The sequence below is a fragment of the Amaricoccus macauensis genome (genome assembly GCF_049800915.1).
GTDB classification, from domain to species: domain Bacteria; phylum Pseudomonadota; class Alphaproteobacteria; order Rhodobacterales; family Rhodobacteraceae; genus Amaricoccus; species Amaricoccus macauensis_A.
Window position 1 is genome coordinate 44,133 of the sequence record NZ_JBNAFY010000006.1, and the last position, 13,340, is coordinate 57,472.

A 13,340-nucleotide genomic window follows, 5' to 3' on the forward strand; every position below is an offset into this window, starting at 1 on the left:
ATGACGGGCGCGCTGGACGGTATCACGGTTCTCGATCTCTCGCGGATCCTGGCGGGCCCCACCTGCACCCAACTTCTGGGCGATCTGGGCGCGACGGTCATCAAGATCGAGAACCCGGCCACGGGCGGCGACGATACGCGCCAGTGGGGACCGCCCTACGCGACCGATGCGGATGGCAACCCGACCGACCTCAGCGCCTATTTCCTCTCGGCCAATCGCAACAAGTTCTCGGTTGCGCTCGATATCGCGACCGCGGAGGGCCAGGAGACGATCCGCGCGCTGGCGGCTGAGGCCGATGTTGTGATCGAGAACTTCAAGCCCGGCGGCCTCGCCAAATACGGGCTCGACCACGAAAGCCTGCTGGGGCTCAACCCGGGGCTGGTCTATTGCTCGATCTCGGGCTTCGGCCAGACCGGGCCGAATGCGGCGAAACCGGGCTACGACCTGATGGCGCAGGGCTTCGGCGGCATCATGAGCCTGACGGGTCAGCCCGAGGGCGAGCCGATGAAGGTGGGCGTGGGCATCGCGGACGTGATGTGCGGGATGTATGCCACCGTGGGCATTCTCGCCGCGCTGCGCCACCGGGACCGGACCGGCGAGGGCCAGCATATCGACATCGCGCTGGTGGATTCGCAGATCGCCTGGCTCATCAACGAGGGGCTGAACTACCTCGTGAGCGGCGAGGTGCCCGCGCGGCGCGGCAACGGCCACCCCAATATCGTCCCCTACCAGGTTTTCGGCACGGCGGACGGACATGTGATCGTGGCGGTGGGCAATGACAGCCAGTTCCGGCGGTTCGCGAAGTTCATCGGGCGGCCCGATCTGGCCGACGACCCGCGCTATGCCACCAACCCCGCACGGCTGGAACATCGCGAGGCGCTGGTGGCCGAGGTCGCGAAAGAGCTGGCCAGATTGACGACCCAGGCGGTCGTGACGGGGCTGGAGGCGCTGCGGGTGCCGGTGGGCCCGGTGAACCGGCTCGACGAGGTCTTCTCCTCCGATCAGGTGGCCGCCCGGGAGATGCGGCTCTCGCTCGATCACCCGGCAATCGGCGGAGCGCAGGTGCCGGCCATCGGCAATCCGCTCAAGCTTTCGCGCACGCCGGTGAGCTATCGCCGCCCGCCGCCTGTCTTCGGGCAGGATACAGAAGCGATTCTATCGGGTATCGGCAGGCGCGATCCCGCGAAAAAGACTTGAGTTCGAGCGCGCGGCCGGAGTAGATCGCGACCCGCCGAGCCATATTCTCACCGGGCGACCTGATGGCACATGCTGTCAAAATTTCGGGCGTTCGGTGCTCTCGCTGCACAAAATGCACGCTTTGGCAGGATTTTCTTGTGCGTTGCGGGATGGGAGGTGGCGATTTGATGCATATGTATACAGCATGAAACTTGAACTATTCGGATGGCATTGCCCTACATGGCAACTTCTTCAATGCATGAGCCTTTTAATTTCTCATACGCACCGACGCTCTTGTCTCACTGTTCGGATACGAGTTCGCGATTTAACGGCTCGGTAAGGTGCGACATTTCTGCAGGTATTGGCAAACTTTCGCCGAATTTTAACATCCTCACAGTCACGTTTCTTGCGACAGCACCGAAGCAGTATATATCCGGCCTATCAAAGCGACGCCGTGGGGACGGCAATGCAATATGGAGGGAGACGCCATGGGAAGGGAGGCGACGTTTGACGCGATCGTCTCGAAGTGAACCGAAAGCGTTCGGTATGTGGCGCGGGTTGACCGCAGCCCCGGCCCGGACCGAACGGCAGACTTCTCTGGTCTCATGAAATCACACATCCCTGACCAAACCGGTCGCGCCCATGGCGGCCCGAATGACCCTGCCCGGCTCTCGCATTCCCGGGTCCTCACGCCTCAACCGCCCCATTTCGGGCATTCTCTGAAGTCCAGTTCCGGTATGATGAATCGCAGATCGATCCTGACAAGTCTTCTCGGCCTCGCAGCGGCGGGGATCGGGGGCGGTGTCGCCTCCCTCGTGCGGGCCGAGACCGTCGACCCCAGACCGGGCCCGCAGCTCGGCGAGGAGGCCGTACCGTTTTCGCTCGAGGGATTGCACGAGATCGCCAGGGAACTCGCCGGGCACGGCTACGACCCGGTGCCGGAAGTTCCCGAAGCCTGGCGGAATCTCAACTACGAGCAGTATCGCTCTATCTGGTACAATTCCGGCCGGGGCCTCTGGCAGGGAAGCGACAGGCCCGTCCGGGTCGACATGTTCGCGCCCGGCGCGTTCTACACCCGTCCTGTCGAGATCAACATCGTCTCGGACGGCATGGCGCGGCCCATGCAGTTCGATTTCGACCTGTTCAAGACCGGCGAGCTTCTGCCCGCCGATCTGCCCATGGACGACACGCTGGGCTATTCCGGCTTCCGCCTGCGGGGCAATGTGGCCGATCCGGGCGAATACAAGGAATTCCTGGTTTTCCAGGGCGCGAGCTATTTCCGCGCGATCGCACGCGGCGAGAACTACGGCCTCTCGGCGCGCGGACTCGCGATCCGCACCGGCGACGAGCGCGGCGAGGAATTCCCGGCCTTCACCAGGTTCTGGATCGAGGCCCCGGAACCGGGCGCGGAAGTGACCGTGATCCACGCGCTGCTCGATTCGCCGAGCACCACCGGGATCTACACCTTCGAGGCAGAGCCGGGCGACGTGACGCGGATCGCGGTGCGCGCCTCGCTCTACCCGCGCACCGACATCGACCACCTCGGCCTCGCGCCGCTGACCTCGATGTTCCTGTTCGACGAGACCAACCGCAACCGGTTCGACGATTTCCGCCCTGCCGTGCACGATTCGGACGGGCTGCTGATGTGGAACGGCAACGGCGAGGTGCTGTGGCGTCCGCTGGCCAACCCGAACGGCCTGCAGATCAGCAACTTCATCGACGAGAACCCCAAGGGGTTCGGGCTGATGCAGCGCAGCCGGAACTTCTCCGATTTCGCGGATCTCGAAGCGCTCTATCACACACGGCCCAGCCTCTGGATCGAACCGGGCTCCGACTGGGGCAACGGCTCGGTGACGCTGGTCGAGATCCCGGCCGAAAAAGAGATCTACGACAACATCGTCGCCTACTGGCGGCCGCGTGACACGGTGGCTTCCGGCGAGCGCTACGACTTCTCCTACCGGATGTTCTGGGGCGGAGAACCGATCCTGGGTCGCGACGTGGCGCGGGTCACGAACACGCGAGTCGGTCGGAACCATCATGGGCCCGGCATCGTTGTAACGGTGGATTTCGCCGCGCATGAGGCGTTCCCGGACAATCCCCGCGACGTGGCGGTTGTCCTGAACGACAATCGCGGCGGTGTGGTGTCGGAGGGGGTTCTTCAGCGAAACCCGGAAACGGGGGGGCTGAGGCTCGCCTTTACCTTCGAGCCCGGCGACGAGACGACTATTGAAATGAGGGCGCAACTCCTCAAGGACGGGCAGGTCATCAGTGAGACCTGGCTTTACAGGTGGACAGCATGAATACGATTTCGATCAAGGCCAATCCACAGAACGCACCCGCGGGAGCAGCAGGGCGTGACACGCCGCTGATGCCGCCCGAGGCCCCGTTGCAGCGGCCGATCCAGAACCTCTACGCGCCTTATCGCGACACGGCGGCACCCGGCGTCCAGTCCGGCCCGAACGTGGGTCTGTGGCGGCTTGCGACCTTCCTTCCGGCGATCGTCATGACCGCGGGTCTCATCGCGGCCTTCACGGAATGGTTCAGCCCCGACGGACATACCTCCTTCGAGATCCTGCTGATCATCCTGATCGCGACGACCTTCTTCTGGATCGCCCTCTCGGTCAGCACCGTGACGGTGGGGATCATCAACCGGCTGCGCGAGCGCAACAGCGCGGAGGCCGACACCCCGCCCGAGCCGCTGAAGGTCGCACTTCTGGTGCCGATCTACAACGAGGTGCCGTGGGACGTTTACGGCAATGCCGCCGCCATGCTCGAGGAGCTTCTGGAGCGGGATTGCGTGCACGACTACACGCTCTTCATCCTCAGCGACACGCGCGACGAGGCCATCGCGAAGCAGGAGTTGCAGGCGCTCGAGGAACTGCGCCGCTCCTTCCCGGTGGCCGAGAAGATCTGCTATCGCCGCCGCGTGGAGAACACTGACCGCAAGGTGGGCAACCTCGCCGACTGGGTCGAGCGCTGGGGCGGCGCCTACGAGGCGATGCTGGTGCTCGATGCGGACAGCCTGATGGCGGGCTCGGCGATCTCCGAACTGGCTGACGAGCTTTCGCGCGATCCGACCGCCGGTCTGATCCAGTCCTTCCCGCAGCTTTTCGGCGCGCAGTCGCTCTTCGGCCGGGTGCAGCAGTTCTCCTCCGCGATCTACGGCAGCCTGCTCTCCGAGGGTCTGGCAAAGTGGACCGACCGCGAGGGCAACTACTGGGGCCACAACGCGATCATCCGCACGGCGGCCTTCGCCTCCTGTGCCGGTCTGCCGCGCATCTGGACGCCGCAGGAAAAGGACGCACTGATTCTGAGCCACGACTTCGTCGAGGCAGGCCTCCTGCGCCGCGCCGGCTGGTCGGTGCGCTTCCTGCCGCGCATCCGGGGCAGCTACGAGGAAGTGCCGGCGACGCTGGTGGATTACGTGATCCGCGATCGTCGCTGGTGCCAGGGCAACCTGCAGCACCTCAACATCCTGAACTCGCGCGGCTTCCACGCCGTCTCGCGCTTCCATCTCTTCCAGGGCGCGATGGCCTACCTGCTGTCGCCCGCGTGGTTCATGCTGCTCGTCTCCTGGGCAATCATCGGTAATGGCGGCGAGAACAACGTGATCTCGTATTTCTCCGCCGCGAACCCGATGTTCCCCGAGTGGCCCGAGATGTCCTCGGTGAACAACTTCTTCATCCTGCTCTTCATGTACGGGATGCTGCTGGCGCCGAAGTTCATGGGCGCGTCGTCGGTCTGGATGACGGGCATCACGCTGCAGAAGCTCGGCGGGCTGAAGCAGTTCGTCATGTCCTTCCTGATCGAGATCGTGCTCTCCATCGCCTTTGCGCCCGTGCTCATGGTGCAGCAGACGGTGGCCGTGGTCCGGACGCTCTTCGGGATCAAGGAGACCTGGAACCCGCAGCAGCGCGCGGGTGGCAAGTATTCCATCAAGGAACTGGCGAAGTTCCACTGGCTCGAGACCTCGATCGGTGTCCTGCTGCTTTCGGGCATGTATCTCGGCATCGTGTCGATCTGGCTTCTGCCGATTGCCCTGAGCCTTGCCATCGCCATCCTGCTCTCGGCACTTTCGGGCGTGAACCTGCGCGAGATGAAGTGGAGCCGGAACCACATGGGCACGCCGGAGGAGTTCGACGAGCCCAACATCATCCGGCTTGCACGCGATTATCGCCTGCGTCTGCGCGGCATCCTCGAAGCCGGACCGGCCGACAAGATCGCCGCCGAGTAAGGCCAGCAGGATCGACAGATGGGGGCGTGAATGCGCAAGCGTCAGGCCCCTTTCCCGATGTCTTGACGCGCCGCGCGGCGCGCCCACGGCGACAGGCCCTTTGATAGGCGAACGCCCTCGCAAAAATCTGCGAGGGCGTTTTGTTGCGGGATGTCGGCTTTGCGGGACGAAGCGCCAATTCGCTTCAGCAGATTTTAGTGACCGCTATTTCAAGAAAGCTACGAACGGCACGCATCCTTGGCGAGCATTCTCTGCATTAATTTATCAAACGCTGCCAGGAAATGTGGTTATGCATTGTGCGCTTCCCATCCGAACGCATCTTTAAGAAACCGGATCAGTCGCAAAGTAGCACTAAGCCTCCAATTGTGTCCTACGCGAATTTTCTTCTCACAGTTCTGTTTCGATCTGACGGACAAAAGTTCTCGGGGCCGCTCCCATGGTTCTTCGGAAAGCAGCGGCGAACGCACTTTCCGAGCCGTATCCGACTTCGGTCGCGACCGTTGCGACGGACGAGCCCGGTAAGCGCAGCCGTTCGACCGCCAGCAACATGCGCCACTTCGTTAGGTACTCAATGGGGGACTGCCCAACGACAGCGCGAAACCTGACCGCGAAGGTCGTTCGCGACTGTGCGGCCACCGCGGCGAGGTCTTGGACTGTCCACGCCCGCGCGGGATCGGCGTGGATCGCGGCGATCGCGGGCATGATCTTGGGGTTCGTTAGGGACGAGAGCCATCCGGTCTGTTCGGTGTCGCCTTGCGCCAGGGTGCTGCGGATCACATGCACCAGAAGGACGTGCGACAAATGCGTGATGGTCAGGGCACTGCCGATCTGCGGATTGCGTAGCTCGGCGGCGAGGCGCGACAGAACCCACGGGACGACCCCGTCGTCCGCACCGTGCCGAAGCACCAAAACAGGGGGTAGGGTGCCCAACAGCATCCGCGCGTTTGGCCCTGCGAGCAGGAACCGCGCGCCCGTCATGAAGAAGTCTTCGCCCTTCCCGTACCGGGCAGTTCCGCCGAGACGTGCCGGTGCGTAGATCGACCTCGCGTCGGCGGAACGGATCGCCGCGCCCGACGACATGACGAAGGGCAGTCCGTGGGGCAAGATAACGCAATCCCCCGCCTTGAGCGCGACAGTGGGGCCGTCGTTCACAGACAGATTGCAACTACCGTCCACGATGCCGTTGCACTTCAACCCCTCGTGCGCTTCGAAGTGGATCGACCAGGTGCCGCCCGCGACGAGACCGGCGGCGACGCAGTCGTGCGGACGCAGAAGCGATACGATATCTGACAATGGGTCCATACGGACTTTCGAACGATTGCGATGATTTTAGGGACGATAGCGCATAGGTCATTCGACACCTACATCGTATTCAGGGTCGGAACAACTGCACGGGCAGTCGAACACGCACTGTCAATTGCGGACCCTCCGACCAGGATCCCGTCCCAAATTCATACATAACCGAGAGCTTCTCGCCTGCTGTGCTGCCCCGAAACCGAAATAGATTGGAAGCACCGCTATGATCCTCGTGACAACCCCAACCGGCGACATCGGTTCGCGTGTCTTGGCGAAACTGCTGGAGGCCAAAGAAGACGTGCGCGTAATCGCCCGAAGCTCCTCGAAACTCTCCGACGACGTGAAGGGGGCTGTCGATGTCGTCGTTGGGTCACACGCTGATGAGGCCGTTATATGCAAGGCTCTGTATGGGGTGGATGCCGTGTTCTGGCTCCCTCCCGGCAGCCCTACCGACGCGAACGCACATGCGGGCTACGTCGAGTTTTCCGAGGCTTTCGTTCGGGCGCTGCCGACTTCGGGCGTCAAGAACGTCGTCGGTGTTTCCGCGCTGGGAAGGGGATGGGAAAAGCCTGCGGGCCTCGTGTCGGCGAGCCTGGCGATGGACGAGACGATCGCGAACACTGGCGTTGCTTACCGTGCGCTTGCCTGCGCATCCCTGATGGACAATCAGCTGCGTCAGCTGGCACCGATCCGGGCGGCAGGCACATTCTACGCGCCCCACCCCAGCGACCTGAAGCTGCCGCATGTCGCGAAATCCGACGTGGCCGACGTCGCCGTGGGCCTACTGACGTCGCGGGACTGGCGGGGCTTCGAGGACGTTCCGCTGCTCGGGCCCGAGGACATCACCTTCGAGGAGATGGGCCGCGTCATGTCGAACGTGCTGGGGCGCGAGATCACTTTCCAATCCATGCCCATTGAGCAGTTCGAAGGAGTGATGCGGTCGATTGGGGCGAGCAAGGGCATGGTGCACGACTACGCCAGCATGATGATCGCCAAAAATGAAGGCATGGACCACATGCTGCCGGACGCTCCGCGCACGAACACACCGACGACGTTCCGACAGTGGTGCGAGGACGAGCTGAAACCTGCGCTATTTGATGGCTAATTGTTCAGCTTACGCTATGCACATAGAAATAAGGCCCTTCAATAACCCAGAACTACAAGCAAGAGGCGAAACTCTATTTGATTTTTCCATGTATTATTTCCGCCAACTTAAGACCGGACTTTGGCTGCGATGCAGAAATTTGGTAAAGTGGGCTCGAAGCGGTCATTGCCCGGAGAACGGTCGGCCATGTTCGGCCGTGTTTCAGCACATCCGGCAAGGGGGCTTGCGAAAGCCTGCGCGCCCTTTTCTTTTGCGCTGTCAGATGCATGTAAGCATCAACCGGGGCCGGGGGACGAGACACCGAGATGACATCCACGCTCATCATTGCCGCAATCGCGCTGTCGCTGATCATCGGCGCGGCCTGGGGTCTCTTCCTGCCGCTGCCCGCGCGACTCAAGGGCAATGCGATGGCCTTCGGCGGCGGCGCGCTGCTCAGCTCGCTGGTGCTGGAGCTCTTCGTCCCGGCGATCAACAGCGCAGGCATGAGCGCCGCGGCGACGGCGCTGCTCCTGGGCGCACTGGTGTTCTCCGTGCTCGATCACGTGATCGACGAGGTCTGGACGAATGCGGGCGGCATTGCCGTGCTGGCCGCCATCTCGCTCGACGGCATCCCGGAGAATTTCGCGCTGGGGGCGGAAATGGCGCAGAGCTCGGGGGCGGGGCTTTCGGCGCTGGCCGGGGCGATCTTCCTTTCGAACCTGCCCGAAGCGGCGGCCGGTGCGCACAGCATGCGGGACCGCTGGTCGCGGCGCAGCGTGATGGCCCTCTGGACGGGAACCGCGCTGGTACTCTCGTCCTGCACCTTGGTGGGGCGGTGGGCCCTGACCGATGTGCAGCCCGAATCCCTGTCGCTCATCAGCGCCTTCGCCGGGGGCGCGGTCATTGCCTCGCTCGTCACGGAGATCTTCCCGCAGGCCCACCGGGAGGATGACGATCTCACCGGCATATCCTCGGCGCTCGGCGTGATCTGCGCCACCATGCTCAGCCGTTAACCCTTTTCTCGAAGTCTCGGCAATATTTTGATAACCGCCGAGAGCCGCTACCAGATCATGCGTCTCCGCTTGACAGGACTGGCCGGAAAACCGATTCTGCCCCGGCACCTACAGGAAAGCGCAATTTGCACTTCACCCGCCTGCGTCTCGTCGGATTCAAGAGCTTCGTCGATCCGACCGAATTGCTGATTTCCCCAGGCCTGACCGGTGTCGTGGGGCCGAATGGTTGCGGCAAGTCGAACCTTCTGGAAGCGCTGCGCTGGGTGATGGGCGAGAACCGGGCCAAGGCGATGCGCGGCTCCGGCATGGAGGACGTGATCTTCGCGGGTTCCGGCGACCGGCCTGCGCGCAATCATGCCGAGGTCACCCTTACGCTCGACAACCGCGAGCGGCTGGCGCCTGCGGCATTCAACGCCTCCGACACGCTCGAGGTGATCCGGCGGATCACCCGCGATGCCGGGTCCGCCTACCGGGCCAACGGCAAGGAAGCCCGCGCACGCGACGTGCAGATGCTGTTTGCGGACGCCTCTACCGGCGCGCATTCCCCTGCCCTTGTGCGGCAGGGCCAGATTTCGGAGCTCATCAACGCCAAGCCCACCGCGCGGCGCCGGGTTCTCGAGGAGGCGGCGGGGATCTCGGGCCTCTACCAGCGCCGCCACGAGGCCGAACTGAAGCTGCGCGCGACCGAGACCAACCTCGAGCGCGTGGCGGATGTGCTCGACGCGCTCGATGCGCAGATCTCGACGCTCGAGCGCCAGGCGAAACAGGCGCGGCGCTACCGCGAGATCGCCGAGGCCCTGCGGCACACCGAGGCGCTTCTGCTCTGGCGGCTCTGGCGCGATGCGGAGAGCGACCGCGAACAGGCAGCCGCAGCCCTGATGGCGGCGACCCGCAAGGCCGGGGTGAGCCAGACGGAAGCTGCTTCCGCGCTCAAACAGCAGGCCGAGGCCGAGGAAGCCATCCCCGCATTGCGCGAGGAGGATGCCATCGCGGGTGCGGTCCTGCAGCGGCTGACCATCGAGCGCGACCGGCAGTCCGCCAAGGCCGACGAGGCCAGGCGGCAGATCGACGAGCTTGAGGCAAAGAAGACCCAGATCGCTGCCGACCTCAGCCGCGAGGCCGCACTGAACTCCGATGCGGACGGCATGATCGCCAAGCTGCGCGAGGAGGCAGAAGCGCTCGAAGCCGAAGGCGACGGACATGACGAGGCGCTGGAAGTCGCGCGGGAGATCGCGGAGGAAGCCGCCGCCGGGCTTGCGGCTGCCGAGGCGCGTCTCGATGCGAAATCGCAGGAATCGGCCAAGCTGATCGCGGATCACCGCGCCGCCCAACGCGCGCTCGAGGAGGCGCGGAAGCGCGAGGCCGAGGCGGGCCGGGCACTGGCACAGAACGAAGAGGCGCTGGCCAAGGCCGAGGCCGAACTGGAAGCTGCGAGCGAGGCGCTGGAAACCGCGGCCGAAGAGGCGGATTTCGCCGCCCATGAGGCGGGTGCTGCGGATGAGGCGCTGGCCGAGGCCGAGGCATTGATGGCCGAAACCCAGGCGCAGGAACAGGCCATTCGCGCCAGGCTCGCAGATGCAGAGGGCGCCGAGCGGGCGCTCGCCACGGAGGTCTCCGGGCTTGAGCGACTGCTGGGCCAGGACACCGGCTCGGTCGACCAGATTCTTGATGCGATCACGGTGGAGCCGGGCTTCGAGGCAGCGCTTGGCGCGGTCTTTGCCGAGGAACTGGCACTGCCTGCGCTCGATGGCACGGACGGGGCATCGGGCTGGCGGGCGCTGCCCGATCTGGAGCCGCAGCCGTTCCCGAGCAGCGTCGCGGTGCTCGCCCGTCATGTGACGGCCCCGCCCGAACTGGCCCGGCGTCTGGCCGCGACCGGGATCGTGGAGGCCGCCGAGGCCCCTGCCCTTCAGGCGAGCCTCAGGCCCGGCCAATGCCTGGTGAGCCGCGACGGCGATCTCTGGCGCTGGGACGGTCTGAGCATGGCGGCAGGCAGTGCGCCTTCCGCAGCCGCGCTCCGGCTTCAGCAGAAGAACCGGCTCGCGACACTCACCGCCGAACGGGACGAGGCGCAGGCGCTCGCGGACGAATTGAGGGGCGAGGCCTCGGATGCGCGGGCGGCACGGGATGCGGCACGCGATCAGGAGGCCCAGGCCCGGCGCGCGCGCAAGGCCGCAGAACAGGCGGCGAATGACACGGCCCGCGCGCTCGCCCGCGCGCAGACCGCCCGCGAAACTCTCGAAGGCCGGCTGGAAACGCTGAACTCGGCGCTCCGTCGCCGCAAGCAGGACATGGAAGAACTCGCCGCCGCGCGTGCGAAGGCCGAAGGTGAGGCCGGCGCGCTCGCCGATCCGGCACTGGCGCAGGCTGCCGTCGACGAGGAGAGGACACGGGTCGAGGCGGCGCGCATCCTGATGATGACCCGCCGCGCCGAAGCCGACGAGCTCGACCGGGCGGGCAAGGCGCGCGAGCGCAGGCTTCAGGATGTGGCGCGCGAGGCGGATGGATGGGCGAAGCGTCAGGCCAATGCCGCCGGGCGTCTCGCCGATCTCGAGCGCCGGGCGCTTGCCACCGAAGAGGCGCTGACGGAGGCGCGTGCCCTGCCCGAGGCGCTGAAGGACGAACTCGAACAGATTACCCAGTCGCTCGAGGAGGCCGAGGCGCGGCGCAGGAAGGCGTCCGATGCCCTGGCCGAAGCCGAAACCCGACTGCGCAGCCTCACGGCGGCGGCTCGCGAGGCGGAGAAGACCGCCAGCGAGGCGCGGGAGGGGCGCGCGCGCGTCGAGGCCCTGTCGGAAGCCGCGGAGATCGCAGCGGCCGCGGCGGCCGAACGGATCGAGGCCGAGCGCAATGTCACCCCGCAGGTGCTCATCGAACAGCTCGGCGACGATCCCACCCTGGTTCAGAGCGCCGATGCGCTCGATGCGCGGGCCGGGCAGCTCCGCCGCCAGCGCGACGGGCTGGGCGCGGTCAACCTGCGCGCCGAAGAGGACAGCCGCGAGGTGATCGCCGAGCGCGAGGCTCTTGTGAGCGAGAAGTCCGACCTCGAGGAGGCGATCCGCAAGCTCCGCCAGGGCATCGCCAATCTCAACCGGGAGGGGCGCGAGCGCCTGCTCGAGGCCTTCGACGAGGTGAACCGCAATTTCGCCATGCTCTTCCGCCACCTCTTCGGCGGGGGCGAGGCGAATCTGGTGCTGGTCGAGAGCGACGATCCGCTCGAAGCCGGGCTCGAGATCATGTGTCAGCCGCCGGGAAAGAAGCTCTCCACCCTGTCGCTGCTCTCGGGCGGCGAACAAACGCTCACGGCGCTTTCGCTCATCTTCGCGGTGTTTCTCGCCAATCCTTCGCCGATCTGCGTGCTCGACGAGGTGGATGCCCCGCTCGACGACGCCAATGTCACGCGATTCTGCGATCTGCTCGACGAAATGACCCGCCGCACGAAGACCCGCTTCCTCATCATCACGCACCACGCTGTTACCATGGGTCGCATGGATCGCCTTTTTGGGGTAACCATGGCCGAACAGGGAGTGAGCAAGCTCGTCTCGGTCGATCTGGCGGCAGCCGAACGGATCATGGAGACGGCGGTGGCGTGAGGGGAGACAATGACAAGACCGGCAGGACCTCGATGCGGTGCGCCGAGGGGCGCGGCCGGAAGGGTCACATTTCTGTTGCGCGGCTGCGATAGACAATGCCCCGACAGGAGCAGGACAGGGACAAGATGGTGAAGTATCGCACGATTTTCCTGTCCGACATCCATCTCGGCACCCGTGGGTGCCAGGCCGAACTTCTGCTCGATTTCCTCGCGCAGCACGAGGCCGACACCTACTACCTCGTGGGCGACATTCTCGACGGCTGGCGGCTGCGGCGCGGCTGGCACTGGCCGCAATCCCACAACGACGTGGTCCAGGCGCTCCTGGCCCGTGCCCATGACGGCGCGACCGTCTACTACATTCCGGGCAACCACGACGAGATCATGCGCAAGTATCTCGGCACCCATTTCGGCGGCATCGAGGTCATGGAACGGGCGGAGTTCGTCACCGCCGATGACCGGCGCTTCCTCGTGACCCATGGCGACCAGTTCGACGCGGTGGTGGTGAACGCGAAATGGCTCGCCCATGTGGGCGACCGGGCCTACAACCTCGCGCTCTGGCTCAACACCTGGGCCAATCGCATCCGCAGGCTCTGGGGCGGGCAGTACTGGTCGCTGTCGAACTGGGCCAAGCAGCAGGTGAAGCAGGCCGTCAACTTCATCGGCGAATACGAATCCGTGCTGACCGAAGAGGCCCGGCGCGGGGATTACGACGGCATCATCTGCGGCCATATCCACAACGCGAACATGCGCGAACTGAACGGCATCACCTATATCAACACCGGCGATTGGGTGGAGAGCTGCACGGCGGTCGTCGAACGCGAGGACGGCTCCCTGCACCTGATCGACTGGGCCGCGACCCTGCGCAAACGCCGCTCGGTGCCCGCCCTCAAGCAACTGCCGGACGACCGGAACGTCCGCTACCGCAAAAAGAAACAGGCAGCCTGA

Annotated in this window: 8 protein-coding genes; 7 read left to right on the plus strand and 1 reads right to left on the minus strand. The window is 64.9% G+C overall.

What is annotated here, in order from left to right; translation table 11 throughout:
• The 3 genes from ACP15W_RS15335 to mdoH all read left to right on the plus strand — a co-directional run bounded on the left by ACP15W_RS15335 (nt 1) and on the right by mdoH (nt 5,410).
• Nucleotides 1-1,197: a CaiB/BaiF CoA transferase family protein gene (locus tag ACP15W_RS15335; RefSeq protein ID WP_424933795.1), complete on the plus strand. Its 1,197-nt coding sequence runs from the start codon at nt 1-3 to the stop codon at nt 1,195-1,197.
• Between the two features lie 716 nt (nt 1,198-1,913).
• Nucleotides 1,914-3,476 carry a glucan biosynthesis protein gene (locus ACP15W_RS15340; RefSeq protein WP_424933796.1) on the plus strand — a complete coding sequence of 521 codons (1,563 nt, stop codon included), beginning with the start codon at nt 1,914-1,916 and terminating at the stop codon, nt 3,474-3,476.
• Nucleotides 3,473-5,410: a glucans biosynthesis glucosyltransferase MdoH gene (gene mdoH, locus ACP15W_RS15345; protein ID WP_424933797.1), complete on the plus strand. Its 1,938-nt coding sequence runs from the start codon at nt 3,473-3,475 to the stop codon at nt 5,408-5,410. The genes ACP15W_RS15340 and mdoH overlap by 4 nt, the downstream gene beginning before the upstream one ends.
• 387 nt (nt 5,411-5,797) lie before the next feature.
• Here the strand turns inward: mdoH and ACP15W_RS15350 are convergent, their stop codons facing one another.
• A complete protein-coding gene (locus tag ACP15W_RS15350) occupies nt 5,798-6,712 on the minus strand; it encodes an AraC family transcriptional regulator (protein WP_424933798.1) in 915 nt (304 codons plus the stop codon).
• A 217-nt stretch (nt 6,713-6,929) separates the two neighbouring features.
• Here ACP15W_RS15350 and ACP15W_RS15355 point away from each other — a divergent pair, with 217 nt between their 5' ends.
• From ACP15W_RS15355 to ACP15W_RS15370, 4 genes are all read left to right on the plus strand, one after another.
• Nucleotides 6,930-7,811: an NmrA family NAD(P)-binding protein gene (locus tag ACP15W_RS15355; protein ID WP_424933799.1), complete on the plus strand. Its 882-nt coding sequence runs from the start codon at nt 6,930-6,932 to the stop codon at nt 7,809-7,811.
• A 305-nt stretch (nt 7,812-8,116) separates the two neighbouring features.
• On the plus strand, nt 8,117-8,803 hold the full coding sequence (locus ACP15W_RS15360; RefSeq protein WP_424933800.1) for a ZIP family metal transporter: 687 nt from the start codon (nt 8,117-8,119) through the stop codon (nt 8,801-8,803).
• A 125-nt stretch (nt 8,804-8,928) separates the two neighbouring features.
• Nucleotides 8,929-12,396 carry a chromosome segregation protein SMC gene (gene smc / locus ACP15W_RS15365; protein ID WP_424933801.1) on the plus strand — a complete coding sequence of 1,156 codons (3,468 nt, stop codon included), beginning with the start codon at nt 8,929-8,931 and terminating at the stop codon, nt 12,394-12,396.
• A 95-nt stretch (nt 12,397-12,491) separates the two neighbouring features.
• A complete protein-coding gene (locus tag ACP15W_RS15370; RefSeq protein ID WP_424933802.1) occupies nt 12,492-13,340 on the plus strand; it encodes a UDP-2,3-diacylglucosamine diphosphatase in 849 nt (282 codons plus the stop codon).